At 58.4% G+C, this 25,889-nt stretch carries 23 protein-coding genes; 8 read left to right on the plus strand and 15 right to left on the minus strand.

Going from position 1 to position 25,889, the window contains the following annotated elements:
• The first annotated feature begins 94 nt into the window (after nt 1–94).
• Nucleotides 95–1,534 (plus strand): TniQ family protein, encoded by a 1,440-nt coding sequence (locus PH605_RS12805; protein WP_142845100.1) that lies wholly within the window; start codon nt 95–97, stop codon nt 1,532–1,534.
• A gap of 112 nt (nt 1,535–1,646) precedes the next feature.
• Here the strand turns inward: PH605_RS12805 and PH605_RS12810 are convergent, their stop codons facing one another.
• Nucleotides 1,647–3,143, minus strand: a complete 1,497-nt coding sequence (locus tag PH605_RS12810) for an AlbA family DNA-binding domain-containing protein (RefSeq protein WP_142845099.1) — start codon at nt 3,141–3,143, stop codon at nt 1,647–1,649.
• Nucleotides 3,144–3,401: 258 nt separating this feature from the next.
• Here PH605_RS12810 and PH605_RS12815 point away from each other — a divergent pair, with 258 nt between their 5' ends.
• Complete coding sequence (locus tag PH605_RS12815) at nt 3,402–4,118, plus strand: hypothetical protein (protein WP_142845098.1); 717 nt, start codon at nt 3,402–3,404, stop codon at nt 4,116–4,118.
• Nucleotides 4,119–4,405: 287 nt separating this feature from the next.
• Here the strand turns inward: PH605_RS12815 and PH605_RS12820 are convergent, their stop codons facing one another.
• The 3 genes from PH605_RS12820 to PH605_RS12830 all read right to left on the minus strand — a co-directional run bounded on the left by PH605_RS12820 (nt 4,406) and on the right by PH605_RS12830 (nt 6,483).
• Nucleotides 4,406–5,224: a hypothetical protein gene (locus tag PH605_RS12820; protein WP_142845097.1), complete on the minus strand. Its 819-nt coding sequence runs from the start codon at nt 5,222–5,224 to the stop codon at nt 4,406–4,408.
• A gap of 272 nt (nt 5,225–5,496) precedes the next feature.
• Nucleotides 5,497–6,291, minus strand: a complete 795-nt coding sequence (locus PH605_RS12825) for a DUF429 domain-containing protein (protein WP_237680922.1) — start codon at nt 6,289–6,291, stop codon at nt 5,497–5,499.
• Between the two features lie 36 nt (nt 6,292–6,327).
• On the minus strand, nt 6,328–6,483 hold the full coding sequence (locus PH605_RS12830; RefSeq protein ID WP_078052798.1) for a hypothetical protein: 156 nt from the start codon (nt 6,481–6,483) through the stop codon (nt 6,328–6,330).
• 237 nt (nt 6,484–6,720) lie between these two features.
• Between PH605_RS12830 and PH605_RS12835 the strand changes: the two genes are divergently transcribed.
• From PH605_RS12835 to PH605_RS12845, 3 genes are read left to right on the plus strand one after another with little or no spacing between them, the layout of a single operon-like run.
• Nucleotides 6,721–8,019 carry an efflux RND transporter periplasmic adaptor subunit gene (locus tag PH605_RS12835; RefSeq protein WP_078052797.1) on the plus strand — a complete coding sequence of 433 codons (1,299 nt, stop codon included), beginning with the start codon at nt 6,721–6,723 and terminating at the stop codon, nt 8,017–8,019.
• 14 nt (nt 8,020–8,033) lie between these two features.
• A complete protein-coding gene (locus PH605_RS12840; RefSeq protein ID WP_142845096.1) occupies nt 8,034–8,753 on the plus strand; it encodes an ABC transporter ATP-binding protein in 720 nt (239 codons plus the stop codon).
• Nucleotides 8,743–9,951, plus strand: coding sequence for an ABC transporter permease (locus PH605_RS12845; protein WP_065655182.1), 1,209 nt, complete (start codon nt 8,743–8,745; stop codon nt 9,949–9,951). The genes PH605_RS12840 and PH605_RS12845 overlap by 11 nt, the downstream gene beginning before the upstream one ends.
• A 17-nt stretch (nt 9,952–9,968) precedes the next feature.
• Here PH605_RS12845 and PH605_RS12850 read toward each other — a convergent pair whose 3' ends face one another.
• Nucleotides 9,969–10,496, minus strand: coding sequence for a DUF6714 family protein (locus tag PH605_RS12850; RefSeq protein ID WP_142845095.1), 528 nt, complete (start codon nt 10,494–10,496; stop codon nt 9,969–9,971).
• Nucleotides 10,465–10,698 (minus strand): hypothetical protein, encoded by a 234-nt coding sequence (locus PH605_RS12855; RefSeq protein WP_065655184.1) that lies wholly within the window; start codon nt 10,696–10,698, stop codon nt 10,465–10,467. Before PH605_RS12855 ends, PH605_RS12850 begins: the two co-directional genes overlap by 32 nt.
• 175 nt (nt 10,699–10,873) lie before the next feature.
• On the opposite strand from PH605_RS12855, the gene PH605_RS12860 reads away from it, so the two are divergent.
• Nucleotides 10,874–11,155: a hypothetical protein gene (locus PH605_RS12860; protein WP_142845094.1), complete on the plus strand. Its 282-nt coding sequence runs from the start codon at nt 10,874–10,876 to the stop codon at nt 11,153–11,155.
• Nucleotides 11,156–11,176: 21 nt separating this feature from the next.
• On the opposite strand, the gene sufA is transcribed toward PH605_RS12860, so the two are convergent.
• From sufA to PH605_RS12895, 7 genes are all read right to left on the minus strand, one after another.
• Complete coding sequence (gene sufA, locus PH605_RS12865) at nt 11,177–11,566, minus strand: Fe-S cluster assembly scaffold SufA (protein WP_142845093.1); 390 nt, start codon at nt 11,564–11,566, stop codon at nt 11,177–11,179.
• A 106-nt stretch (nt 11,567–11,672) separates the two neighbouring features.
• Nucleotides 11,673–12,056 carry an SUF system Fe-S cluster assembly protein gene (locus PH605_RS12870; RefSeq protein WP_065655187.1) on the minus strand — a complete coding sequence of 128 codons (384 nt, stop codon included), beginning with the start codon at nt 12,054–12,056 and terminating at the stop codon, nt 11,673–11,675.
• A 36-nt stretch (nt 12,057–12,092) separates the two neighbouring features.
• Nucleotides 12,093–13,343 carry a cysteine desulfurase gene (locus PH605_RS12875; RefSeq protein ID WP_142845092.1) on the minus strand — a complete coding sequence of 417 codons (1,251 nt, stop codon included), beginning with the start codon at nt 13,341–13,343 and terminating at the stop codon, nt 12,093–12,095.
• Nucleotides 13,336–14,607: a Fe-S cluster assembly protein SufD gene (gene sufD, locus PH605_RS12880; RefSeq protein ID WP_142845091.1), complete on the minus strand. Its 1,272-nt coding sequence runs from the start codon at nt 14,605–14,607 to the stop codon at nt 13,336–13,338. Before sufD ends, PH605_RS12875 begins: the two co-directional genes overlap by 8 nt.
• A gap of 24 nt (nt 14,608–14,631) precedes the next feature.
• A complete protein-coding gene (gene sufC, locus PH605_RS12885) occupies nt 14,632–15,387 on the minus strand; it encodes a Fe-S cluster assembly ATPase SufC (protein ID WP_003522658.1) in 756 nt (251 codons plus the stop codon).
• Nucleotides 15,388–15,625: 238 nt separating this feature from the next.
• On the minus strand, nt 15,626–17,095 hold the full coding sequence (gene sufB / locus PH605_RS12890; protein ID WP_065655190.1) for a Fe-S cluster assembly protein SufB: 1,470 nt from the start codon (nt 17,093–17,095) through the stop codon (nt 15,626–15,628).
• A 197-nt stretch (nt 17,096–17,292) separates the two neighbouring features.
• A complete protein-coding gene (locus PH605_RS12895; RefSeq protein ID WP_142845090.1) occupies nt 17,293–18,462 on the minus strand; it encodes a cysteine desulfurase family protein in 1,170 nt (389 codons plus the stop codon).
• Nucleotides 18,463–18,673: 211 nt separating this feature from the next.
• Here PH605_RS12895 and PH605_RS12900 point away from each other — a divergent pair, with 211 nt between their 5' ends.
• Nucleotides 18,674–19,351 (plus strand): alpha/beta hydrolase, encoded by a 678-nt coding sequence (locus PH605_RS12900; RefSeq protein WP_035263309.1) that lies wholly within the window; start codon nt 18,674–18,676, stop codon nt 19,349–19,351.
• 228 nt (nt 19,352–19,579) lie between these two features.
• On the opposite strand, the gene PH605_RS12905 is transcribed toward PH605_RS12900, so the two are convergent.
• Nucleotides 19,580–20,713, minus strand: a complete 1,134-nt coding sequence (locus PH605_RS12905; RefSeq protein ID WP_142845089.1) for an anhydro-N-acetylmuramic acid kinase — start codon at nt 20,711–20,713, stop codon at nt 19,580–19,582.
• Nucleotides 20,714–20,861: 148 nt separating this feature from the next.
• On the opposite strand from PH605_RS12905, the gene tyrS reads away from it, so the two are divergent.
• Nucleotides 20,862–22,115, plus strand: coding sequence for a tyrosine--tRNA ligase (gene tyrS / locus PH605_RS12910; RefSeq protein WP_125146578.1), 1,254 nt, complete (start codon nt 20,862–20,864; stop codon nt 22,113–22,115).
• A 239-nt stretch (nt 22,116–22,354) separates the two neighbouring features.
• Here the strand turns inward: tyrS and PH605_RS12915 are convergent, their stop codons facing one another.
• Nucleotides 22,355–25,738, minus strand: coding sequence for a YhdP family protein (locus tag PH605_RS12915; RefSeq protein ID WP_142845088.1), 3,384 nt, complete (start codon nt 25,736–25,738; stop codon nt 22,355–22,357).
• Between the last annotated feature and the right edge of the window lie 151 nt (nt 25,739–25,889).

Consider the following 25,889-nt stretch of genomic DNA (forward strand, 5'->3'; position numbering starts at 1 on the left):
GCGAATTCTTGAAGAGCTAATTCATTGATTTTATTGGGTGTGACTTTCGCCAATCCAGACATCCGGCCAAATCCAGCCCAAAACGGCACTTGAGATGAACAGAAACCTCCCTTTTTCCCGCTGGCGGTTGAGGCCTGAGCCTGGTGAACCGTCGTATAGCTATTTTGCCAGGCTGGTTGCCGATGAAGGCCACGGCAGCATGAAAATCTATGCGACCGAGATCGGCATCAACGGACGCAACTTCGTGCCGGAGGAGATGTTGCATGTTCTGCAACAACTGCCGTTGACGGTTGAGGAACATGACCGCCTGCGAATGGCCACTCCCTTGACCGTTGATGGCTTCCACCACATCGGCAACGAACGGCTGCGGCCCAAGCAACTGTCATTCCGGACCCGACGTTTCTGCCCGCATTGCCTGGCAGACAAACCATATCATCGCATCCAATGGGATGTTGTCGCTGCCAGCCATTGCCCGATCCATGGGAACCGATTGGTTTCAGAAGTCGGTGGAAAGCCGTTGAAATGGTGGTGGCCGCATTTCGACGTGTCTCCGGATGGAATTAGCCTGATCGACACCAAACCCACATCCACGGCAACCGACATGCCTTTTCATACCATGCTCAGAAACCGCCTTGAGTTCGGATGTCGGGAAACTGGTCCGACAGCCGACATGGCGCTGTTCGAGATCATTGAGCCTGCTCAGCTGTTCGGACGTTTCAGCAAAGATGGGCAACTGGTCCATCCGCGTGAAAACAGGGAAAGCGATATCGAAATCGGGTTCAGCATCGTCGCCATGACACATGACGAGCGGGTTGCCTGGTTCAGGAACTGGTGTGAGACGGTCATTCCAACAGAAACACGTCGTCGCGGTTATCACGCATCCATGGGGAATGGATTTGTCGACAAACGAAACGGAGGCCGGACAACCAATCCCGTTTGGGACGCAATCGAGCAGGCACGTTACGAGGGTTTTGCGCAGGTTGGTACATTCGGACGGAAATCAGCCAAGCGGCAAGCGGCCAGGGGAGACCGCACGCTTAAGGAAGCGGCGGACGAACTCGGCGTGTCGGTAAAAGGCTTGAGACCCTTCATTAAGCAACTTGATCTCCTTCCGGAAGCCAAGTGGAACGGTGATGCGCACTCGATTGACCAGGACACGTTCGCCACGCTGAGGGGACTGATGGACGATCTTATTACCTTACCCGAAACCACTGCTATCACCGGCATCCCAGGGTGGGAGTTCAGGCGGGTAGTGAAAGCAGGACATGTTCGAGAATTCTCAGGTTTGAGGCGGGACGGTGTCGGCGGGCCGAAGTATCTTGCAAGGGAGGTCCGCGCACTTGTGACACATCTTCGAACGATGACTGAAGTCACGCCGAATAAGAGCATGAAGACACTGCTTGGTTACGCGCGGCAAAATAACCTGACCCAGGGCGAGGTCATCACACTCGCACTGTCGGGACGCCTTACACCGTCGGCGACGGATCAGGCTCGGAGCGGACTCCGAGCAATGTACTTTTCATCCATGACGTGAAGGCGCGCATACTTGCGAAAAAGCTAGCCATGAGGAAAATCAGCGATCCATTGGAATGGGACTGAAATTAAGGGCTTCGCCTTCAACCCGGCAACGCCCCGAATTCTTCAGATCAACCTGAAGTCGGAGGTGGGAGTGGCCTGATCGTGACCAGACGATCATTCAACCTCTTGAATTCTTTTTCAAGCAAACTCTTGGTCATGAAGCCTTGGTACTGCTCATGAAGGAACGGCTCCATGACACCGTTCAAAACGCCCGCGAGCGTTGCCATATAATGATCCGTCAAATCAGATGCAGAGATAATCTGCCGGAATGGATACCTATCGCTGGTGACGCCAGGCCCGATCATCTGACGGTCATATTGCCCTCCACTCAGCAACTTGCGGCCCTCAACTCCAATTGGCTCTGAGAAAATAGCGATCCTCTTGACTGCAGGCACTTGACGGCTGATGAGACCGGCGTGCGCCAAAATCGAATGCATCCTCAAGATAAACATGCTTGCAGCAAGGTAACGCTTAGGCTTTTCGTCGCTACCCGGCACATCCTCGTCAAAGCTCTTACAAGTGACAAAAACACCGTTGGAGTACGCCCTCCAATAATCAAGCGAATGAGAGAAGACCTTACGCTGATCATGCCGCAAGCCTTCGATGCCGGTAAGCTTCCGGTTGTCGATGTTCCAAAAACAGGCTCTAGGCGAAACAGATGGGTCGCTCAACGTTAAGAAGTCCGCCCAACCGTCGTAGGAAACTTGCCGCATCGTATGGCTGGCGGCCCGAAGCTTTCGCTGAAGCTCATCAACCATAACCAGCTCGTCATCTGCGGTAAGCAATGCGTAGCCTTCCAAAGTGTTGTTCTTCGCCATATTGCCAATGAACGTCGTGTCCCGCTCATATTCTCCCGGGTCTCCTTCATAGGCGTCCTTACCGAACATTCTTTTCGCTCTGACTTTCCCTATCTGCCTGTTAAATGCTTCACGGGTCGCCTCAGCGAGTGCTTCGATAGAATTCCAATCTGGTTTCGCCGAATTGGAATCGCCAGCCGCCAAAAGACCTCTCAGTTGTTCCGCCACCAACCCAGCCATTTCCTGAGTCCTTGCAACGATCCCATCTTCCAACGACCGCACGGCCTTCTGCTCTCGAACCTGCATCAAGCTCTCAAGCAGCTCAGCCCACTGCTCTTGGGTAGAAGGGGTTACGGTCTCAGGTTTGATGCTACGAATATAGATGCCGCCAGCGTTGCCAAATTGATCGGGAGCTATCCAAGGCAACTCACCATGGCGAGGAATATGCACGACGGGATACTTCACGCCTTCAAAGTCTGTCATCCTCACCTGGCACTCAAGCTCGCCGACATAGCGGCGCAAAAGGATGTGAACCTTCTCCTGTGAGAACATTTCCAGCGGGAATTCAGAAGATGGTGCCAGTGCGATACCGCCGTCATCGACGCCAAAATAGAGCCTCCCACCTCCCGAATTCGACAGAGCCGATATGCTGCGGGCGATCTTTTGTTGACCGGGCCCCTTTGTAATGTCCATCCAGCTTTTAAATTCGACCCGGCGGCTTTCTCCATTTGCAAGGTCCTGCGCCATTTGTTCTACGTCTGTCAGCATTCTGATGTCTCATATGAACTTGATTTCCATCAGCGTGGCAAAGGTACGCATAGCCGTCCACTCTAAAATGTGACCGCACTGCCGCCGCACAATTCCACAGCGATCTCGAATCTTGCAGCGCCGTCAGTCAGGCTGAGCTTGACCTTTGTTTTTTCGGAGGGACCAGCTCATTTGATTGAGATGCGTGGTAGCGCCCACTGATGCTGATCTCCGAAGTTGCAAGGGACAATTGCAACTTAGCCAACAAGGAGAAACTCAGTGGGCTCAATTAATCTGACTTACCGGCAAATTGAGGCAATCAAAGGCGTCAATGAGCGTGAACTTAACAAAGCTATCGAACAATGTATCCGCGAGGAGCAATCGACAGCTATTGATGCCTTCCCGCTATCGAGCTGCGGCGAATATGTCCGAAATAAGTTGCGACACTTCGAGCGTGACCTTCAAGACTACGAGCGTGCGCGATCCACCCCCAAGCGTGACGAAGCACTCCGGCGGCTACGGAACTCCGGAGAGGACCTGTGGGGCAGTTTCGTTGACATGCACGGGCGAATGGAAAATGAAGAAAAGCACCACGAGCTTTTCTTCATTGACGATGATATCTACACGCCATCTCATTTTGACAGGAATATTTCGGTGGACCTGAATTACAAATGGCGAAAGCAAGTCTCTGACGACTGGAACCATGGAAGCATCAAATTCCGTCATAGGCATGATCCCTGGTCCGTCTATCCTCCCAAAGCGATACCAAAGCGAAAGCCGAGCAAAGCCCAAGAGGCTCGGAAGCTTCAGGAAGAATTACTTTCAACCTGGGAGCATCTGCGGGATATCGCGCTTTATACGCTGAGAGACTTCTTCGAAGCGGGAGGTGAGGGAAGCTCGGTTCCAGAGAGTGTCAAAGCCGTGCCTGCCTACGGAGGTCATTTGAACAATGCCAGCGTTGATTTTTGGGGCAAATTTCAGAGCAAGCGTGGCTGATCCTAAGCGGCCATTCCGGTCGGATGTGAGGTTTTGCGTATCCATTCCGGTCGGATGTGAAGTTCATTTCGGAAAGCACCGCGTTCCGAATGGATTCTTTCAACGTTTTCAGCAACTGTTATTCCGCTCGGATGTGATGCTCATCACCATCTCTCGCGCTTCACATCCGAACGGACAAACCTCAATTAATGCGGAATCAAACGTGCTTCTGACGCGCGTAGCTCTAACTCCCTGGCCCTAGGCTGCGCCGATTCCGGATTGGAGGCATTCTGTGGGAACCGGCTTTGTCAGCCAACGACACACAATCGACTATCGGCACCGATCTCAATCGGATTGTCGAAACCGCCATCCAAGAGAAGATTAGCGCAGCAGCATTCCTTGGCTTCGATGGTCGTCCAATATACCCAAAGCGACGTGGTGACCGGCTTAGCAAGAACATTCAGACCGAGCAGAACCTTAACGCCGATGTAACCTTCTTTACTCACCGTCGCCCGAAGCGTGACGGGTTCGCCATGATCCAGCATGACAGTCGCACCGTGGAACAACGAGATGATGTAGAGGCTCACGTTTCGACGAAAAGCGGCTAGCGTTGGCGGAGCGACTCTTGGAAGAAGCGAACGTTCATTGAGTGCCGCCTCCAACTGATCCAATACCAATTTTTCGTCGAATGCCACATTCCAGATAAGACTTTCACCGAGGTAACGAAGAACCCTTCTCTCCCGATCAGTTAACTGAATGCCCTGCTTCTTCTTTCGGATAGCCTGCGGAAGAACCGAGTTGGTCACGTCCCTGGTCAACCCGAGGTTCTTTTCTAACTGCTCGTCTGTTGCAATTCTCAAATTTGCTTCGGCAAGCTGAAATCTTTTCTGCTCGCTTATAGGTCCGCCATAGGCAAGGGTCTTGAATGGCAACGCGAGGTCGCGAATGCGCACTGCAAGCGGACCTTTGTCCCGTTTGTCCCTGTGGGCGATAAAGTCGCCAATTTCACGTATGCTCGGAATATCTTTGAACGCCTCCCTTAGGAACAGATACATCCTGTCCATGTCGTCGGTACGAAACGTGATGAGAAGGCGCTTTACGCGGTTTTCTATGTCTTTTTCGATCATGATGCCGAGGTAACCAGATTGGGATGATCAATAAAACATCTGATCGAACGCTCGACGCAACTCCAAAAGAACAGGCATGATCGATGGGTTTGCCCGAAGGGTGTTCGCCTGTGCCATTCCACCAGGTTGTGAAGTTTCCCGCCACCATTCCGCTCGGACGTGATGTTCATTCCGGTCTGCACCGGCCGCGATGGCGATTTCCGCAATATTTTCAACGAATCTTATTCCGCTCGGATGTGAAGCTCGTCATCTTCCCTCCGAGGCGCAAACCTTCACTGCACTGCCGGAATCCAGATTGCGGACGTCTCGTCGCCATAAGAGATGGCATCGCCCTCCAGAACGCAGATGCCAATCCAGGCGCAAACCACTGCATCCATCATGTCTTCGAAAGCCTTCATCTCCCATGTTCGCACGCCGATGGGAGGAATGGCGAGAGCATCGGCGACATTGCCAATGCGGGCATCGAGATGCGCCACAATCGAACGCCAGACTTCAACCAGTTTCGTGCGCCGAACGGGAATGGTGTCTGATCGCCAATAGCTGCCAATCTTCGAGTGTTTATAGGGGAGCCGCTTCTCCGATTGCGTCAGCTCGACCAATGCGGGGTGGGGATAGACCTCAAGCAGACCGCGCTCGCAGACCTCCGTCGTCAGGAGTGGATATCCTGCGTGTTCGAAGGAGATTTTTAGATCGTCGCTTATCTTCCCCGGCCTTAGAGCATTTGGGGTGTGCGTGCCGCAATGGCGGGCACCATAAGCCGAGGAAACCCTGTTGTCCGAAACGCGTCGAGCCGTTATCGGGGCATGTGAAAGCGGCATATCAACCGCGACAAGGTTGACCTTGCATCCGCCAAGCGCTTCGGCGGCATCTAGAAGTTCTGTCGCCTGTGCAATCGAACCACGAGGGCGGTCACTACGGGCTGATGCCCCGTATTGTCGTGCAAGAAAATGATCGTAAGAGGGGGCAACCGCGCGCAGCCGCCAGCATGAGCCATCCTTGACAACCAGCGCGACGCCGCTCGGCTCGGTCGCCGTCCAGGCAGCGTCAATTCCCAATATCGCCGTCATACATCACGTCCGGATTCCGTCGCACACGGGATCGCGTCACCCCTGCCCTACAAACGAAAAATAACCCCACGCAGCCACGAAGAAAGCGATCACGGCCACGATCGTCAGGGCCTTCTTCGCTTTTGGTCCCATTGGTTCGCGTGGCTTCTTCGGCGGCACCGGTTTGCGGAACTTCACCACATTGTCGTTCATTCTATTTTCGTCCTGACTATCGCTGCTGAGAGCTCAGCCGCGTTTATGGCATCGATCTTCCCGGATTTATCTCTAGCAGACCAGAACTATCATAAATATTACCAAGTTTTCACTTCACCCTTGGGGCAAGCTATGTCACTTCCCACAATCAGAGGAATACAACGGCGACAGATGGACGGACAAACTGGAGAGCGGCGACAACCCTCTGTGGTATTTTGAACTTTGCGGGTGACGAGAATGAATGACGCCAATACGAGTGGCAGCGATACCGAAAACAGCCAGCCCGATCTGCGCGAGATTCTGGGAACGAACAGAAACGGCCGCAAGAAAAAGTCGCGTCGGTATCTCTATGCCGCAGCAGCCCTTGTGCTGATTGGCGGGGGCCTTGGTTATTATTACCAGTCACGTGCGGCAGGCGTCGCCTATAGCTATACCACGGAAGCGGCGCGTCAGGGCGATCTCTCGGTCATCGTCACCTCCACCGGCTCGGTTCAGCCGACGGATCAGGTCGATATATCGAGCGAACTCTCCGGCACCGTGCGCAAGGTCAACGTCACCTATAATACCCCGGTCAAGGCCGGAGACGTTCTAGCGGAGCTGGATACCAACAAGCTGGAGGCCGACGTCCAGAGCGCCCGCGCAAAACTCGCCTCTGCCAAAGCCAATGTGCTGAAGGCGCGCGCCGATCTCGGCTCGGCAAAGACGTCCATGGAGCGCCTGCGATCCCTGGTGCAGAACCGTGTGTCCAGCCAGCAGGATCTGGATGCGGCACAGTTCACCCACGATGCCGCCGCTGCGACGCTGGAAGTGAATGAGGCAACCGTGCTTTCGGCGGAAGCGGATCTGCGGCTCGCCGAGGTCAATCTCGGCAAGGCCAAGATCGTCTCACCCATCGATGGCGTCATCCTCACCCGCAGCGTTGACCCCGGCGCCACCGTTGCCTCCTCGCTGAACGCGCCGGTGCTCTTCACCATCGCCGGCGATCTGCGCCACATGGAATTGCAGGTTTCGGTTGATGAGGCCGATGTCGGCAAGGTCGAGACCGGGCAGAAAGCCACCTTCAACGTCGATGCCTATCCAGACCGCAGTTTTCCGGCCGAGATAGAAACCGTTCGTTTCGCCTCTGAAACCGTTTCCAACGTGGTGACCTACAAGGGCATATTGACCGTCGACAATGCGGAACTGTTGTTGCGCCCCGGCATGACGGCGACGGCCAATATCGTCGTCGAGGAAATCAAGGACACGCTGCTGGTGCCGAATTCGGCACTGCGATACACGCCGCCGCGCGAATCCGCCTCCCGTGGCGGCGGGTTGATGAGCCTGTTCCGCCCTCCCCGCATGGGCCGATCGCAGGGCCGCGATGCCGCGAAGGCGGTAACCGGTAAACGAACGGTGTGGGTGCTGCGCAACAACAATCCGGTCTCCGTCGCCATCGAAACCGGCTCCACCGACGGTCAGCATACCGTGGTGAAATCGGGCGAACTCAAAGTCGATGACCAGGTGATTACCGACGCAACGGCCCGCAACGCCGGTTGACGCAGGAGAACCGCATGCAACAGCCGCCGCTCATCGAATTTCGCGATGTCGTCAAGCAATATGGACGCGGCGAAGCGACGATCCGTGCGCTCGATGGCGTCAGCCTTTCCATTCGTGAAAAGGAATTCGTCGCCATCATGGGTCCATCAGGCTCGGGCAAATCCACTTCGATGAACATCATCGGCTGTCTGGATGTGCCCACAGCTGGCGAGTATCTGTTTCAGGGCGTGCCGACCAGCGGCTTCGACAATGAGCACCTGACGCTGCTGCGCCGTCACATGCTGGGTTTCGTGTTTCAGGGCTTCAATCTTCTCTCACGCACCTCGGCAGTGGAAAATGTCGAGCTGCCACTGGTCTATCGCGGCATGAAGGCCTCGGAACGGCGTGAGCGCGCCATGGAGGCACTGGCGCAGGTGGGACTGAAGGGCCGCGAGGATCACACCACGCAGGAGCTTTCCGGCGGCCAGCAGCAGCGCGTGGCCATTGCCCGTGCCATCGTCACCCGCCCCGCTTTGCTTCTGGCCGACGAGCCGACCGGCAATCTCGATACGAAAACCAGCATCGAAATCATGGAACTGATTACCGCGCTCAACCGCGCCAGGGGCATCACGGTGGTCATGGTCACCCATGAAGAAGATATCGCCGCCCATGCCGGGCGCCTCCTGCGTTTCGTCGATGGCCACCTCGCCTCCGACAGCGCGACGGGCAAAAAGGAGACCGCCGATGTTCTTTGAAACGTCGCGTCTTGCGCTGCGCGCCATAAGCCGCAACCTGTTGCGCTCCTTTCTCACCGTTCTGGGCGTCGTCATTGGTGTAGCCGCCGTCATCGCCATGGTCACCATCGGCAATGGCACCACGGAGCAGGTGAAATCAGAACTGTCGCGGCTCGGCACCAACATGCTGTTCGTGCGCCCCGGCCAGTTTGGCCCCGGAAGGGCCAGCACCGAAGCCAAGCGCTTCGATGACCGCGATGTCGAGGCCATCCGCAACCAGATAAGCGGCATCCGCGCCGTCGCGCCGCAGAACCGCAGCTCTGCCGCAACCGTCATTTTCGGCGGCAAGAACCACCAGACAAGCGTCATCGGCACCACCAACGATTACCTGATCGCGCAGGACTGGACCATCGCGCTCGGCCGCGATTTCCAGCCCGCCGAAGATCGCGGCGGCCAGATCGGCTGCATCATCGGCGAAACGGTGCGGCAGGAACTGTTCGGTGCGGAAAACCCTGTGGGGCAGACGATCCGCGTCAGCAACATCTCCTGCCCCGTCATCGGTGTGCTGGGCAGGAAAGGCCAGTCCGGCCTCGGCGACGATCAGGACGACACGATCATAATGCCGCTGAAAATCCACCAGCGGCGCATCGGCGGTACCACCACCATTTCCTCGATCATGGTCTCGGCGCAGGACGGCGTTTCGACTGCCAAGGTGCAGAGCGACCTGCAAAACCTGCTGCGCGAGCGTCGCCGCATCGGCATCGGCCGCGAGGATGATTTCACCGTCAACGACATGACGCAGATCGCCTCGGCCATGACCGGCACGACGACGCTGCTCACCGGACTTCTCGGCGCGGTCGCCGCCGTCAGCCTTTTGGTCGGCGGCATCGGCATCATGAATATCATGCTGGTTTCAGTGACGGAACGCACGCGCGAGATCGGCATTCGCCTTGCCATCGGCGCACTGGAAAAACAGGTGCTGACGCAGTTTCTGGTGGAAGCCGTCATGCTCTCGGCCTTCGGCGGCCTTGTCGGCATCCTCACCGGCCTCGGCCTTGCTTATGCCGTCGTCGGTTATCTCAACGTGCCCTTCGTCACCAGCCCGTCGATCATCTTCCTCGCCTTCGCCTTTTCGGCGGCCATCGGGGTGATTTTCGGCTATTTCCCGGCACGACGGGCGGCGAGCCTGAGCCCGATAGAAGCCTTGCGGCATGAATGAAAGCCGGCCGATCCGCTTCAGTCGCTCACCGGGCAGCGTGCACTATCCACCCACTCTCCGAGCGCGCGCTCTATGTCGTCCTGATAGGACGGCAGGTTTTCCTTCTCACTGATGGCGCGGAGATACATTTCCACGGCATTCCGTTGCAAATGGGTCAGTAAGGAAAACCTCTCCTGACATCCGCGCAAATAGGGTGCGAATTCGTGCCTGTAGTCGCCATCGAGATCGGCGATCATATAGGCGGGCAAATGAAATCGCATTCCTTCAGCATCAAGGAAGGCGGGGCTGCCGGAATGTCTGTTGAGGTCCTCCAGCGGGATCGCGGCCCAATCATTCTTCTCATCGCCAGCACGACATGCGGCGCGAACCTCATTGTTCGCACAATCATCAAGCGCCTGCGCCTCGGAGAGGCCGACGCCGCCACCCAGCGTAACACTCGCGAATGCCTCTCGCACCGCGGCTTTCGCATTCGCAATATTATCGGGTTGCGACCTCATCAAATCGTCTGCCTGTTCAATGATGCGCTCCCCCACTCCCGTCACCATGCGCTGTCGGCCAGTCTCCACCCTCGGTCCGTTCGAGCGGGGGGCTGTTCAACGCATCACCCTTGGATACCGCAGATCCCTTTATCTCCTCCCGGTAAAACGCAAGGCAAACAATACCGGCAATCAGCGTCAGGCCAGCCACGACGCTGGCGACGATCAGCCCTATCGTCCAGATATCAATCGAGGCGCTACTGATGTCCATTCCGGTTCATTCCCCACGATCAATCCCGCCGGCGGTCCGAAACGCCTTCCAGCATGGGCGGCGGGCGGTTCCGCACCTACCGCCAAACCTCGCAGAATATCCGATATCCGCGCTGACCTTGCGTCAGGGCGTCAATCGGATAGGCTCGCCCTCAAGTTTACCGGATGGAGTTTGGATGTTCAAATCGGTATCGGACAGCGCCGCTGCCGCAGACGGCGGCTCGCTCGCCCTCTTCGTCGAACGGATTGACGGACAGACGGAGCTGTTTGTGATCAATCGCTCCCTCGCGTCACGCGGGACGCCCGACTACAACAAGATCACTTCGAGCCTTCGGCCGCTTGCCAAGGAGGGTTGCGCAATGATCGCGGCAGCTCTCGAGCCGCTGTTGACAACGACACCATCGATTCATCCGCTGGCTGATTTTATCGATACGCTGAAACAGCAGTCATCCCGCTGATCGGAAATGCAGTGCGGCCAATCAAACGTTGGCCTCTGCCTCACGCTGCTTCGCCAGTGCCGCCAGATCGGCGGGCTTCAGCTCAACCGATTCACCGCAGCCGCAGGCGGATGTCTGGTTCGGATTATTGAAAGTGAAACCGGAGCGCATCTTGGTCACTTCGAAATCCATCTGGGTGCCGAGCAGGTAAAGCACGGCGGAAGGCTGAACCCAGACTTTAGCGCCTTCGAACTCCACCAGATCGTCCTTCGTATCCGGCTCGGTCACGAGGTCGATGGTATATTCCATGCCCGCGCAGCCGCCCTTCTTGATGCCGACGCGCACGCCCCTGGCATCCGGTCCGGAATTCTCGACGATTGCTTTAACACGCGAGGCAGCAGCCCCGGTCATGGTCATGATCGCAAAGCCCATGGGCTTAATTCTCCTTCGACAATCGAGTTCAAGGCTCGATGCTTATGGATCTCAATCTAATAGCGCCTGAGAGTGTCATCAAGAGATGACACCCGTCAAAATCACGTCAGTACCAGCCGACGGCGACCTGTGCTTCTTCCGACATGCGGTCCGGCGTCCACGGCGGATCGAAGGTCATTTCGACCACGACACCGGAAACACCCTCGACGGCGCCCACGGCATTTTCCACCCAGCCCGGCATTTCACCGGCCACCGGGCAACCGGGGGCCGTCAGCGTCATGACGATCTTGACCATCCGGTCGTCTTCGATATCGATCTTGTAAACGAGACCGAGTTCGAAGATATCCGCCGGAATTTCCGGGTCGTAGACGGTCTTCAGCGCCGCGATTACGTCGTCGCTGAGGCGTGCAAGCTCGTCCGGCGGAATGGTGGACACCTTTTCCTGAGCTTCGGTCGCATCCTGGGTCTTTGCAGTGGCATCGGCAGTCATGGTCTTAAACCTCAATCCTGATTTCAAGCTGCGATATCAGGCGAAAAATTTGCGCACATATTCCAGCGCCTCGACAAGAGAGTCTACTTCGGCGCGGGTATTGTAAAGGCCGAACGATGCCCGGCATGTGGAGGTGACGCCGAAGCGTTTCAAGAGCGGCATGGCGCAATGGGTGCCCGCACGTACCGCAACGCCGCGCCGGTCGATCACCATCGAGACATCATGGGCATGGATGCCCTCAAGTTCGAAGGAGAAGATGCCACCCTTGTCAGGCGCATTGCCGATGATGCGCAGCGAATTGATCTCGCGCAGCCGCTCGGCGGCGTAAGCGGCAAGATCAGCCTCGTGTGCTGCAATCGCGGCGCGGCCGAGATTGTCCATGTAATCCAGCGCGTAACCAAGACCGATGGCCTGCACGATGGGTGGTGTGCCGGCTTCGAAACGGTGCGGCGGCTCGTTATAGGTGACATTGTCTTCGGTAACGTCGAGGATCATCTCCCCGCCGCCCTGGAACGGCCGCATCTCGCGCAGCCGGTCGGCCTTGCCATAGAGCACGCCGATGCCCGAGGGACCGTAAAGCTTGTGGCCGGTCATCACATACCAGTCGCAATCGATATCGCGCACATCGACCGGCATGTGAACCGCACCCTGCGATCCATCAATCAGCACCGGAATGCCGCGCTCATGCGCAATGCGGCAGATTTCCTTGACCGGAACGATAGTGCCGAGCGCATTCGACATATGGGTGATGGCAACGAGCTTGGTGCGCTCCGTCAGGCTCTTTTCGAAAGCCTCGATATGAAACGCGCCGTCATCATCCACAGGCACCCAGACGAGCTTCGCACCCTGCCGCTCGCGGATGAAATGCCACGGCACGATGTTGGAATGATGCTCCATGATCGAAATGACGATCTCGTCGCCCTCGCCGATCTTCGGCATGCCATAACCGTAAGCAACCGTATTGATCGCCTCGGTCGAGGATTTGGTGAAGATGATCTCGTCCACCGAACCGGCATTCAGGAAACGGCGCACCTTTTCGCGCGCCGCCTCATAGGCGTCGGTTGCGGCATTGGAGAGGAAATGCAGGCCGCGATGCACATTCGCATACTCATTGGCATAGGCATGCGAAACGGCGTCGATCACCACCTGCGGTTTTTGAGCGGACGCGCCGTTGTCGAGATAGACCAGCGGCTTGCCGTAGACCTCGCGCGACAGGATCGGAAAATCCTTGCGCACGGCTTCGATGTCATAAGGGGCCGCCAATGCGGCGCGTTCGCTCTCAGGCATGATGTTCCAGCCAGCCGGAGATGATCGTCTCCAGCGCCTCTACCAGATTTTCTTCTTCCAGTTCCTCGACGATCTCGGCGACGAAGGCGTTGACGAGCATCGCCCGTGCCTTCGCCCGCGGCACGCCGCGCGCCATCAGGTAATAGAGATGGTTGTCGCTGATATCGGCAACCGTCGCACCATGGCCGCACTGAACGTCATCTGCGAAGATTTCCAGTTCCGGCTTTGCCGAGAACTCGCCATCGTCAGACATCAGCAGCGTATTGCAGGCCATCTTTGCGTCGGTCTTCTGCGCATCGGGTGCCACCCGGATCATGCCCTGGAAAATGCCCTTTGCACGGTCGAACACCACGTTGCGGAACACTTCCGTCGAGGTCGTGTTCGGCACGTTGTGGCCGAGAACCATCGTCACATCGGTATGGGTTTCACCACCCAGAAGGTTGACGCCGCGAACGATGAGGTCAGTGCCCTCGCCTTCCACATTGATGCGCAGTTCCTGCCGCACCAGCTTGCCGCCGGCATTGACAATGAACAGGCGAATCTTGGCGTCCGCGCCGATTTTCATGCGCAGCTGGCCAAGATGGATATCGGCTGCACCCTGTTGCTGCAGGATGATCCAGGTCACTTCCGCGCCATCCTCAACGACGATGTCGCTGACGGAGGAAACAAAGGCCGCGTCCGCAGTCACCGAAAGGTGACGCTCGATGACGGTTGCCTTGGAACCCTTGCCGAAACGGACCGGGAAGCGGCTGTGAACCTGGCCTGCGCCATGGATCGCCTGCAATTCGATCGGCTTCTCGATCTCGGCATCGGCCGGGATCTCGAGCACCAGACCATCGCGCACGAAGCTGCCATTGATGCGGCCAATCGCGTCATCCTTGCTGGCTTCAGCGAGGCCGGCGGCAGCGGAACCGTCGAGCAGGCTTTCTGCAAAGCGCGAAACACGGACGTCCTCGATCTTGCCGATATCGGCCGCGCCATGCTGCACATAGGCAACCAGAGAACCGGCAACCGTCGGCGCCTGCTTCTCGATAACGGGCGCGGGCCGGTCTTCCGGAACGGCGCGCAGCAGGCTTTTCAGATCGGTATAGTGCCACGCCTCGATGCGTCGCGTCGGAAGACCGCCGGTCTTCAGATCGTCGAACAGCACGTCACGGGCGGCAACAACAGCGCCGTCGCCCGGCAATTCGCTGAACTTGGCGGTGTAAGCGTCGACCAGCGCGGTTTCCGCTGGCGTCAGCCGGTTGGTAGCTTGAATGTTCATGGACATCACCTCCTGGCCTTTGACTTAGGCCGCTTCACCGATGATGTCGGCGTAACCGTTGTTTTCCAGTTCCAGCGCCAGAGCCTTGTCACCCGAGCGGATGATCTTGCCCTTGTAGAGAACGTGAACGCTGTCAGGCACGATGTAATCGAGCAGGCGCTGATAGTGGGTGATGACGACGGTGGCGCGATCCGGCGACTTCAGCGCGTTGACGCCGTCAGCCACGATCTTCAGGGCGTCGATGTCGAGGCCACTATCGGTTTCGTCGAGAACGCAGAGCTTCGGCTCCAAGAGCGCCATCTGCAGGATTTCGGCGCGCTTCTTCTCACCACCGGAGAAACCGACGTTGAGCGGACGCTTCAGCATCTCCATGTCGATCTTCAGATCGCCGGCGGCTTCCTTAACGCGGCGGATGAAGTCCGGCGTGGTCAGCTCCGACTCGCCGCGCGCCTTGCGCTGCTCGTTCATCGCAACCTTCAGGAACTGCATGGTGGCAACACCGGGAATTTCGACCGGATACTGGAAGGCAAGGAAGATGCCCTTGGCAGCGCGCTCGGCAGCATCCAGTTCCAGAATGCTTTCGCCGTTATAGAGAATGTCACCGGAGGTGACTTCATAGTCCTCACGGCCCGACAGGATATAGGACAGCGTCGACTTGCCGGAACCGTTCGGCCCCATGATGGCAGCAACCTCACCGGCGGCAACCTTCAGGTTGAGACCCTTGATGATCTCGGTTTCGGTATCGGCGATCTTCGCGTGCAGGTCGATGATTTCAAGCATGTTCAATTCTCTCGATCTTGTTTTCTCTTTCTGGAAGAGAAACGTTCAAATATCTCTGGTCTCAGTGCATCGGTCAGCCAGAATATCGCTGCCAACGCCAGACCGCTGCCTATCAGAAGAGGCTTGGCGAATGTCCACCCCGCCAGCAGCCCGCCAACTCCCACAAAAACTCCGCACATCGATACGAATATGCAAAGTAATATGAGGAGCGCAGGGCCGCCGAGTCGGGATGTCTCCATCAGCCCACGCTTCCTTCCAGCGAAATGCCGATCAGCTTCTGCGCTTCCACGGCAAATTCCATCGGCAGTTCCTGAATGACTTCCTTCACGAAACCGTTGACGATGAGCGCGATGGCCGCTTCTTCCGGGATGCCCCGCTGCAGGCAATAGAACAGCTGGTCTTCGGAAATCTTCGACGTCGTCGCCTCATGCTCGAAGTGAGCGGAGGAGTTCTTCGCCTCGATATAGGGCACGGTATGCGCGCCGCACTTGTCGCCGATCAGCAAGCTGTCGCACTGCGTGAAGTTACGCGTGTTGGTCGCCTTGCGGTGGGCCGACACCTGGCCGCGATAGACGTTTTCCGAAAAGCCGGCGGCGATACCCTTGGCGATGATGCGGCTCGACGTGTTCTTGCCGAGATGGATCATCTTGGTGCCACTATCGATCTGCTGATGGCCGTTGGAAACGGCGATCGAATAGAACTCGCCGCGGCTGTCATCACCGCGCAGGATGCAGGACGGGTACTTCCAGGTGATGGCCGAGCCGGTTTCCACCTGCGTCCACGAAATCTTCGAACGGTTGCCGCGGCAATCGCCACGCTTGGTCACGAAGTTGTAGATGCCGCCCTTGCCTTCCTTGTCGCCCGGATACCAGTTCTGGACGGTGGAATATTTGATTTCGGCATCATCAAGCGCCACCAGTTCGACAACGGCGGCGTGAAGCTGGTTCTCGTCGCGCTGCGGCGCGGTGCAGCCTTCCAGATAGGAGACGTAAGCACCCTCTTCGGCGATGATCAGCGTGCGCTCGAACTGGCCGGTGTTCTTCTCGTTAATGCGGAAATAGGTGGAAAGCTCCATCGGGCACCGCACACCCTTCGGCACGAAGACGAAGGAACCGTCGGTGAAGACGGCCGAGTTCAGCGTTGCGTAGAAATTGTCCGTCGTCGGAACGACAGAGCCCAGATATTTCTTCACCAGTTCCGGATGCTCCCGCACGGCTTCCGAAATCGACATGAAGATAACGCCGGCTTTCGCCAGTTCCGCCTTGAAGGTGGTGACGACCGAGACACTGTCGAACACGGCATCCACCGCCACCTGGCGCTTTTCGACGCCGGCGAGGATTTCCTGTTCTTTCAGCGGAATACCGAGCTTCTCATAGACCTTCAAAAGCTCCGGGTCGACTTCATCGAGCGACTTCGGGCCGGGCGCGGTCTTCGGCGCGGCATAATAATAGAGATCGTTGAAGTCGATCTTGGGGTAGCTGACGCGCGCCCAGGTCGGCTCTTCCATCGTCAGCCAGCGCTTGTAAGCCTCAAGACGCCATTCCAGCATCCATTCCGGCTCCTGCTTCTTGGCCGAGATGAAACGGATCACCTCTTCCGAAAGGCCCTTCGGGGCCTTGTCGACTTCGATGTTTGTCTCGAAGCCGTATTTATACTGGTCCACATCGATCTGGCGGACCTGATCGATCGTTTCCTGAACCGCTGCCATGTCGTTCTCCAATCTCGCCGGAGCCAAGGTCCGGTGGCTTGTCAACGTATCAAGGCGGAAAGCCGCCTTATCCATCTTCGGGCAATGTCACCGCGCCGTTAAGCGGGGCGGAGCTTATACCCATGTAAGTGCGGGATGGCGCTTTTCACACATCCCGGCAAGCGGAAAATTGCTATTCCGCAATTCTTTGCCGCATTTTAAGCGGCTTGACCGGAAAGCCTGCGCCGCCCGGCAATTTTCGCAAACGCCGCAAGCGTCCGTTCGATGTCCGCCTCGTCCGTCGCATGGCCAAGGGAAATCCGGAGTGCGCCAAGCTTGGGATCGCGCCCCATAGCCGTCAGCACATGGCTTTCCCCCACCTTGCCGGATGAGCAGGCCGAACCGGCCGACAGCGCAATACCTTCGATATCGAAGGCGATCTGCCCCGTTTCCGCCTTCAGGCCCGGCAGGGTGAAAAACGTGGTATTACCGACGCGGGCAACGTCCTCGCCGTGGATGATCACATCCGGTGCGCTCACCCGCATGCCGTCTTCCAGCCGCGCCCGCAGAGCGGCAAGACGCGCCGCTTCAACCTCGAGATTTTTGGCAGCAACAGCGGCAGCGGCGCCAAAACCGATAACCGACAGGGTATTTTCCGTACCGGAACGATGCCCCTTTTCCTGCCCGCCGCCATGGATGAGCGGCTTCGGCATCATCACCTCGCCGCGCGAGATGAGAGCGCCAGCCCCCTTGGGGCCACCGAGCTTGTGGGACGAGACAACAAGGAAATCGGCATCGAGAGCGTTGATATCGAGCGGAACCCTGCCTGCCGCCTGCACGGCATCGATGACCATCAATCCACCCGCCGCATGCACCAGCCGCGCCGCTTCCGCCACCGGCTGGAGGATGCCGGTCTCATTGTTTACCAGCATGCAGGCAACCATCGGCAGGCCGGCGGAAGCATCATGCGAAGACAGCAGCGTCTGAAGTGCCGCAAGATCGATGACGCCCGCTGACGTAACGGGAGTTTCCGTAACGTCAGCCTTGCCGAACCGGCCGCCTTCGCGAAAGGCAGGATGCTCGATGGCTGAAACATAAAGATGGCCATAGCGCACGGGAGCGCGCCCCATACTGAAATCCGGTGTCAGCACCAGATTGGCGGCTTCCGTCGCGCCGCTGGTAAAGGTGACATGGGCAGCCTCGGCGCCAACAAGTGCCGCAACCTCGCGGCGGGCGCCCTCAACGGCGGCGCGGGCGGCACGCCCTTCCCGGTGCACGGAAGACGGATTGCCGGCAAGATCGAGCGCGGAGACGAGAACATCGCGCACGGCGGGCAAAAGCGGCGCCGTCGCGTTCCAGTCCATATATGTCCGCGTCAAAACCGTCATAACGATGAGGCTTCATCCAATCTTCAATGCGCCAAAACGCATTTTTCTTGAAATTACAGTTGCGCTTGCCTTATGACACCACCCGAGTGCTTTAGCACACGCAAAGTTTCGAATTATTCTAAACTGCGTTCTAGAAAAGATGACACAGTTCGTCAAGTCTTCTCATCGGAAGAATGCGGTTGGAGAATGAAAAAACACGACCGGAGTACCAATGCCCGAAGTCATCTTTAACGGCCCTGCGGGTCGCCTCGAAGGCCGTTATCAACCATCCAAGGAAAAGAGCGCGCCGATCGCGATCATCCTTCATCCGCACCCGCAGTTCGGCGGCACGATGAACAACCAGATCGTCTATCAGCTCTTCTATCTTTTCCAGAAGCGCGGCTTCACGACGCTCCGGTTCAATTTCCGCTCCATCGGCCGCAGCCAGGGCGAATTCGACCATGGCGCCGGCGAGCTTTCCGATGCCGCTTCCGCGCTCGACTGGGTGCAGAGCCTGCATCCCGATTCGAAAAGCTGCTGGGTCGCCGGTTATTCCTTTGGCGCCTGGATCGGCATGCAGCTCCTGATGCGCCGCCCGGAAATCGAAGGTTTCATGTCGATTGCGCCGCAGCCCAACACCTACGACTTCTCCTTCCTCGCCCCCTGCCCGTCGTCGGGCCTCATCATCAACGGCGATTCCGACAAGGTCGCGCCTGAGAAGGATGTGAACGGCCTGGTGGAGAAGCTGAAGACCCAGAAGGGCATCCTCATCACCCACCGCACCGTTCCCGGCGCCAACCACTTCTTCAACGGCAAGGTGGACGATCTGATGGGCGAATGCGAGGACTATCTCGACCGCCGCCTCAATGGCGAACTGGTGCCGGAACCGGCGGCCAAGCGCATTCGGTGATTGGCTGCGCCTCTTGCGGGCGGCTCGATTTTTCTACAATGATCGCCGGAGGGTGCGGTTTACCCCCCTCTGCCCTGCCGGGCATCTCCCCCTCAAGGGGGGAGATCAGCCAGACGCCTGAGCCTCTGCTTTAAAGATGACCGGAAGGTCGCCACGATTCGATCTCCCCCCTTGAGGGGGAGATGCCCGGCAGGGCAGAGGGGGGTGAGCCAAGCCCTCCGTCCTATACTATGATCGTCCTTCCGATCGCACCAACACCCCCCCAGTCACCGGCTCCTTCACCCCCGTCGTACCGGGATAGGTCAGCGGCAAACCCTTGACCGACCGAACCGCCAGATAGGCCCAGGCCTCCGCCTCCATCGCGCCGCCATCGAACCCCGCCTCTTCCGCCGCAATCACACGTGCGCCGACCTTGGCGGCAAGGTTACCAAACTCCTCCATGATCACCGGGTTCAACCGCCCACCACCACAGACCACGTAGGTCCTCGCCGCCTCCGGCAGATAACTTGCCGACTTCAGAATGGCAGCCCCTGTCAGATGAGCCAGCGTCCGCGCACCATCCGCCAGCGAAACCTCACCCTTTTGCGGAGGCGCAAAATCGCTGCGGTCCAGCGACCGACGGATATTGGCTGAAAAAAACGGGCTTTCCATATAACGCGCCACCAGCGACGCGACGACGCTGCCGCCCGCCGCCGTCTTGCCGCCCTTGTCGAAGGCCTTGCCCGTATGCGCCTCGATCCACTGGTCGATCAGCATATTGCCGGGGCCGCTGTCGAAAGCGGCAAGCCGCCCCGCCTCACCGATATAGGTGAGATTGGAAATGCCGCCGATATTGACGAAGACGGCCGGCGTTTCGAACCCATCGGGCAGATTAGCGGAAAGCGCCATGTGATAGGCCGGGATCAGCGGCGCGCCCTGCCCGCCATGCACCATGTCATTGGCGCGCATGTCGTAAACCACATCGATGCCGGTTTCGGAGGCCAGAAGCGCGCCGTCGCCGATTTGCACGGTCAGCGCCTCGTCCGGGCGGTGCAGCACCGTCTGACCGTGAAAGCCGATCACATCGATATCGCCGGGCTGGAGGCGGTGACGATGGAGGAAGGATTTGACCGCCGCCGCATGGGCAAGCGTCAGCTTGCGCTCAGCTTCCGTCAGATCACCGGGACGTTCGCGCCGTTCACGAATGGCTTTGGCTGTGACCAATGCCTTCTGCCAGATGGCGCGCAGGCGCGGATCATAGGGGAAATACCCACTCGGCCCATGCCGAACCACGCTTTCGCCATCCGTGCGCAACAGGGCGATATCGATGCCGTCCATCGATGTGCCGCTCATCAGCCCGATTGCCGTTTTGACCTCGCCCACCTGCCGCTCCCCTGCAATCTCGAATCATGCTTGCTTGAATCCCGACATTCATGGCCGAAACGGGTGCACATTTCAAAAAACAATGATAAAGCCGCGACGGTCATTGGTTTTCGATGGCCGCAAAGATCAAACCAGAAAGTAAAAGGTTATGTCCAGGTTCAAGTCCGATTTCCTCCGCACGCTCGATGAGCGCGGCTTCATTCACCAGATCTCCGATGAGGCAGGTCTCGACGAACTGTTCGCCAAGGAAACCGTGACCGCCTATATCGGCTATGACCCGACGGCTTCGAGTTTGCATGTCGGCCACCTCACCCAGATCATGATGCTGCACTGGATGCAGAAGACCGGCCACCAGCCGATCTCGCTGATGGGCGGCGGCACCGGCATGGTCGGCGATCCCTCCTTCAAGGAAGAGGCCCGCAAGCTGATGACGATCGACATGATCGAGGACAACATCACCTCGCTCAAGCATGTCTTCGCCAATTACCTCGATTACGACCGCGCCAATAATCCGGCACTGATGATCAACAATGCCGACTGGCTGCGCGGCCTCAACTACCTCGAATTCCTGCGCGATGTCGGCCGCCACTTCTCGGTCAACCGCATGCTGTCCTTCGACAGCGTGAAGACGCGCCTCGACCGCGAACAGTCACTGTCCTTCCTCGAATTCAACTACATGATCCTGCAGGCCTACGATTTCGTGGAGCTGAACCAGCGCACCGGCTGCCGCCTGCAGATGGGCGGTTCCGACCAGTGGGGCAACATCATCAACGGCATCGATCTCGGTCACCGCATGGGGACACCGCAGCTCTACGCCCTGACCTCGCCGCTTCTGACCACCTCCTCCGGTGCGAAGATGGGCAAGTCGGCTTCCGGCGCGGTGTGGCTGAACAAGGACCTGCTGCCGGTCTATGATTTCTGGCAATACTGGCGCAACACGGAAGATGCGGACGTGGTTCGCTTTGCGAAACTCTTCACCACGCTGCCGATGGATGAGATCGCCCGTCTCGCCGCCCTTGGCGGATCGGAGATCAACGAGGCGAAGAAAATCCTCGCGACCGAAGTGACGGCCATCCTGCATGGCCGCGCGGCGGCGGAAGAAGCGGCCGAGACGGCGCGCAAGACCTTCGAAGAAGGTGCGCTCGCCGAAAACCTGCCCTCCATCGAGGTTCCGGCATCCGAACTCGAAGCCGGCCTCGGCGTCCTGTCGCTCATCGTCCGCGCCGGCCTCGCCGGCTCGAACGGCGAGGCCCGCCGCCACGTTCAGGGCGGTGCGGTAAAGATCAACGACATTGGCGTTTCGGATGAGCGCCAGACGGTCGGTTCCGGTGAAATCACCGGCGACGGCGTCATCAAGCTGTCGGTCGGCAAGAAGAAGCACGTTCTGGTTCGCCCGGCGTAAGACTTACAAAAACATCGTGTCGAGGACTGCGAAAGCGGTCCTCGATGCGCCGATACCCCCACTTCCGTCATGCCGGGCTAGATCCGGCATCCAGCCACGGCGCGTCTGCGCCGTGAAAGGGCTCTCGCGCGATCAAGGACTTGATCGCACTGGACCCCGGATCAGGTCCGGGGTGACGGAGTGCGGGTGCACTCGTTCTCGCCAAACGGCCGCGTGCGCCAAGCTTTGCGACGCTCCATTCACTGAAACTCGAAAATCTGCCGGAAGACGCCCGGCGCGATCAGCGAAAGCGGATTGATCGTCAGCTTCGGCTGGTCCGTCTGGCCGGAGAGCTTGAAAGTGATGCCGAGCAAGCCCCGGTCGCGGCCATTGCCGAGGAAGATGCCGATGAAGGGCAGCTCGCCGAACAGCCGGTTCAGGCCATAGGCGGGCATGAAGGTGCCGGTCATGTCCATACGGCCGCTCTGGTCCTTCAAAAGCCCCTGGAAAGTCGCACCGATCTGCTCGCCGCGCACGACGCCGTTTTCCACCGCCACCGAACCGTTGACGTAAACGACCCGGGCAAAACCGCGCTGGAATTTTTCCGAACTGACATCGATATTGCGGCGCACCGCATTGTTGAGGCTCCTGCCGTCCTCGCCCGTCGGCGTGGCGACGATGTCCTGCAGCTTGGCTTCGTTGACGACGGCAAAATTGCGCAGGTCGAGCGATCCGCTCCAGTCGCTGCCATTGGAGGTCGTCAGCGCAAGGTTGAGAAGGCCGCCGCGAATGCGGCTGTAGATATTGGCGAAACGGGCGAGCGAACCCGCATCGCTGCTGGTCAGCGTCACGGTTCCCGTCGCCCCGCGATTGACGGTCTGCGCCACCACCGCCTGGCCGTTGCCGGTGACGCCACGGAAATCGATGGAGCGAACCTTGCCATCCCGCACGCTGACATCGGAACTGACATTGGCAAGGATTTCATCGTTGAACCCGTAGACCTTGTCGAATTGCGTCTTGATGGCAAGGGATGGCTGCGAACGCGACGTCCCGTCGCCGCTGCCGGAAGAGCTGCGAAGCTTCGAGAGGAAAGGCCTGACATCGGCGGATTTCCCCGATGCATTGATGATATAGCCGTTCTTCGAAGCGGCGACCGAAACGGCGTAATTATCGGAGGGCGAAAGCTGCACGCGGCTGAGATCGGCGGAAATCAGCCCGTTCTTGCTGAAGGCGATATCGCCGGCAGCGCCGAAGCCGTCGCCGTCGAGCGAGAAGTCGCTGATCGTCGTGCGCCCGTCTCCCATTTCCATGGTGAAGGCGGCGCTGGCGGGAATGCCGATGCCCTTGCTCCAGCCGAGCCCCGGCAGAATGATCGACGCCTTGGTCAGATCGAGCCGGATATCCTGGCGTTTCGGGTCGGCGCCGTCGATTTCAATCGCCGTCGTGCCGCCGAGGACCGTGGAAAGTTCCGGAGCGAGCTTGGCAACCTGCGTTTCGTTCAGGCTTGCCTTCAGCGACAGCGTCGGCGCGATATCGCTGTTCTTGCTCACCGGCTCCGTCATCACGATGTCCATCGGCACGTCGTCCACGCGGCCTCTGCCCTCCAGTTTGAGCTGGCGGTCGTCCAGCGTCATGAAACCGTCGAGCGCAGTCACCTTGTGGCCCGCAAAGGGCTTGGTCAGCGACAGGTTCTTCAGATCGAGATCGGCCGTCCACACCGGCGGAGGCGGGTTATGGCTGGAAAGCAGGCCAACGGTCAGGTTAGCATGGGCTTTGACATCGCCGGTGAAATCCTCCGGCTTGAACTGCGTATTCTTGAGCGCATTGATGGGTTTGAGCGCCGCAAGCTCGGCCACAGCATCGGCCGAGCCCGAAACGTTCAGTTCGAGATTTCCGAGCAGCGGCTTGTCGTAAACAGCGGAAATGAGAAAACGGCTGTTTTCCAGCGCAAGCGACCGGTTCGACGGAAAATAGGATGTCCCCCGCTTGATATCGACGGCCATCTTGCCGCCGACGAGGTCGAAATGCGCGTCGACATCGCGCAACGGTGGAATGTCGCCGGTGGTATTGAGACGCGTATCGTCTATATCGAAGCGGATCTGCATTTCGCTTTCGCCGAGCACCAGCGGGCAGCCGGGGCCGCACATCCGCCCTTGCGGTATGAAGATAGCGATTGAACCATTGGTGACGGTGCCGCCGTAGAGATTGGAGACCACCCAGTCGCGCGGCTTGTGCGCCATCCAGAACGGCCAGAGCTGCTTGACCGCCGTGGCCTCCATCTTCGGAATCTGCCCGCCGAAACTGATTTCCGGCGATCCCTGGCCGAACCGGATTTTCAGCGATCCCGCCATGTCTCCGAGCGGGCCCGTCACATAAAGCGAGGGAACGTCGAGCTGTTTCGTCGCCGCCGTAAAATGCCCGTCGGCCTTCAGGCTGAAAGGAACCGGGGCCTCGCCCGAAGCTTCGGACGAAGCAACGGCGTTGTCGATCCGCAGCGAAAGGCCGAAACCTTCTTCCGTATCGCTGATTTCACCGGCGACCGGAAGAATTGTCCGCCCGAGCTCCAGCCGCGAATTGTCGATGACAAGGGTGCTTTTGGCAAAGTCATAACGTGCATGGACGTTGCCAGCCGTAAAGGTCTGGGACTCACCGCCGATCATCAGCGTTCCATTGCCGAGGCCGAGCGCAATCTCCAGCTGTGGCTCCTGCCCTTCCATGGCGCGCCGAGCGACAATGTTGATACCCGTCTTGACGTTCAGGCCTTCATGGAGATTTCCGTCGGGATCGTATTTCTCAAGAAACGGGCCGATATCGAAACCGTCGATGCGGGCTTCAAAACCGTCTATCCGGCCGCCCGATCCCGAAGTCTGCAGCGACACGCTGGCAATTTCACCGTTGAATAGCGTTTCTCCATCGAGCGAATATCCGCCCTGCTGATCGGGCGTCAGCGACAGTTCACGCACTTCGACGGTACGCGGCTTGCCCAACTCTCCGGGTGGCAGGTGAATCGAAACGCTGGAAATATCGATTTCCTCGGTTCCGCTGCTCAGAAAAGCCTGAGCGAGCTTGTCGAGCTGCCCGAAGGCCTCCTGCAATTGCTGCGGCACGGCGTCAAGCTTGACGCTGGCGAGATCGAACCCGTTACCCTTGGGCAAAAGCGCCGTATCGAGCTCCATCCCGTCGGCCTCGAGGCTCTCCACCGAGACACGGCCGGTCAGAAGCGCAAGCGGATCGAGCGCCATGCCGATTGCCCGCGCCCGGCTCATATGCTGGCCGGATTCCTTCTCGATGATATCCACGTCCTCCGCCACCAGCGCAAGGCGCAGCCCGGTGGAAAACCTGATCGCCGAAGAACCGATCCGCGCGCTGTAATGGGGGCCGAGTGCCCTTTCCAGCGCCTGCTGCGCCTGGCTGGAAAGCGTCGCGTCGATCGATCCCGTCTCGACGGAAAGAATGATGCCGCCGATGGACAGGAAGGCCAGCACGAAAAGCGCTGCGAAAATCTTGATGAAGGCGCGCACCATGGAGCGCGGCGCCGGGCAATGCACGATGATGGGATCTTCGGCCTGCGCCGAAGGAAGATCGTGCAGCGCAATGATATCGCGTCTGCCGAACTTGACCTTTTCACCCCTGACTTCAGCCATACGCCCGTGTTTGCCCTTGAATAGCTTTGTTTCGCCGCAACACCGAAGCGGGATGGCGAAAAGTGTAAGCGGTTTTCGTCCGGAATCCCGCTTTAATTCTTTAGCCCGGATAACGATTGAGATTTAAGATCGTTCGACCTGAAATCTAAAT

The sequence above is a fragment of the Agrobacterium sp. CFBP 3001 genome, from assembly GCF_027871605.1.
In the GTDB taxonomy this organism is placed as follows: domain Bacteria; phylum Pseudomonadota; class Alphaproteobacteria; order Rhizobiales; family Rhizobiaceae; genus Agrobacterium; species Agrobacterium leguminum.

What these genes read in the sequence shown, in the direction of transcription:
- PH605_RS12845 (WP_065655182.1), top strand. Translation starts at nt 8,743, where the DNA reads ATGTTCTTTGAAACGTCGCGTCTTGCGCTGCGCGCCATAAGCCGCAAC.
- PH605_RS12805 (WP_142845100.1), top strand. Translation starts at nt 95, where the DNA reads ATGAACAGAAACCTCCCTTTTTCCCGCTGGCGGTTGAGGCCTGAGCCT.
- sufD (WP_142845091.1), bottom strand. Translation starts at nt 14,607, where the DNA reads ATGAACATTCAAGCTACCAACCGGCTGACGCCAGCGGAAACCGCGCTG.
- PH605_RS12875 (WP_142845092.1), bottom strand. Translation starts at nt 13,343, where the DNA reads ATGCCTGAGAGCGAACGCGCCGCATTGGCGGCCCCTTATGACATCGAA.
- sufB (WP_065655190.1), bottom strand. Translation starts at nt 17,095, where the DNA reads ATGGCAGCGGTTCAGGAAACGATCGATCAGGTCCGCCAGATCGATGTG.
- PH605_RS12825 (WP_237680922.1), bottom strand. Translation starts at nt 6,291, where the DNA reads ATGACGGCGATATTGGGAATTGACGCTGCCTGGACGGCGACCGAGCCG.
- PH605_RS12840 (WP_142845096.1), top strand. Translation starts at nt 8,034, where the DNA reads ATGCAACAGCCGCCGCTCATCGAATTTCGCGATGTCGTCAAGCAATAT.
- PH605_RS12915 (WP_142845088.1), bottom strand. Translation starts at nt 25,738, where the DNA reads ATGGCTGAAGTCAGGGGTGAAAAGGTCAAGTTCGGCAGACGCGATATC.
- PH605_RS12830 (WP_078052798.1), bottom strand. Translation starts at nt 6,483, where the DNA reads ATGAACGACAATGTGGTGAAGTTCCGCAAACCGGTGCCGCCGAAGAAG.
- PH605_RS12860 (WP_142845094.1), top strand. Translation starts at nt 10,874, where the DNA reads ATGTTCAAATCGGTATCGGACAGCGCCGCTGCCGCAGACGGCGGCTCG.
- tyrS (WP_125146578.1), top strand. Translation starts at nt 20,862, where the DNA reads ATGTCCAGGTTCAAGTCCGATTTCCTCCGCACGCTCGATGAGCGCGGC.
- PH605_RS12850 (WP_142845095.1), bottom strand. Translation starts at nt 10,496, where the DNA reads ATGGTGACGGGAGTGGGGGAGCGCATCATTGAACAGGCAGACGATTTG.
- PH605_RS12895 (WP_142845090.1), bottom strand. Translation starts at nt 18,462, where the DNA reads ATGACGGTTTTGACGCGGACATATATGGACTGGAACGCGACGGCGCCG.
- PH605_RS12820 (WP_142845097.1), bottom strand. Translation starts at nt 5,224, where the DNA reads ATGATCGAAAAAGACATAGAAAACCGCGTAAAGCGCCTTCTCATCACG.
- PH605_RS12870 (WP_065655187.1), bottom strand. Translation starts at nt 12,056, where the DNA reads ATGACTGCCGATGCCACTGCAAAGACCCAGGATGCGACCGAAGCTCAG.
- PH605_RS12900 (WP_035263309.1), top strand. Translation starts at nt 18,674, where the DNA reads ATGCCCGAAGTCATCTTTAACGGCCCTGCGGGTCGCCTCGAAGGCCGT.
- sufC (WP_003522658.1), bottom strand. Translation starts at nt 15,387, where the DNA reads ATGCTTGAAATCATCGACCTGCACGCGAAGATCGCCGATACCGAAACC.
- PH605_RS12855 (WP_065655184.1), bottom strand. Translation starts at nt 10,698, where the DNA reads ATGGACATCAGTAGCGCCTCGATTGATATCTGGACGATAGGGCTGATC.
- sufA (WP_142845093.1), bottom strand. Translation starts at nt 11,566, where the DNA reads ATGGGCTTTGCGATCATGACCATGACCGGGGCTGCTGCCTCGCGTGTT.
- PH605_RS12835 (WP_078052797.1), top strand. Translation starts at nt 6,721, where the DNA reads ATGAATGACGCCAATACGAGTGGCAGCGATACCGAAAACAGCCAGCCC.
- PH605_RS12810 (WP_142845099.1), bottom strand. Translation starts at nt 3,143, where the DNA reads ATGCTGACAGACGTAGAACAAATGGCGCAGGACCTTGCAAATGGAGAA.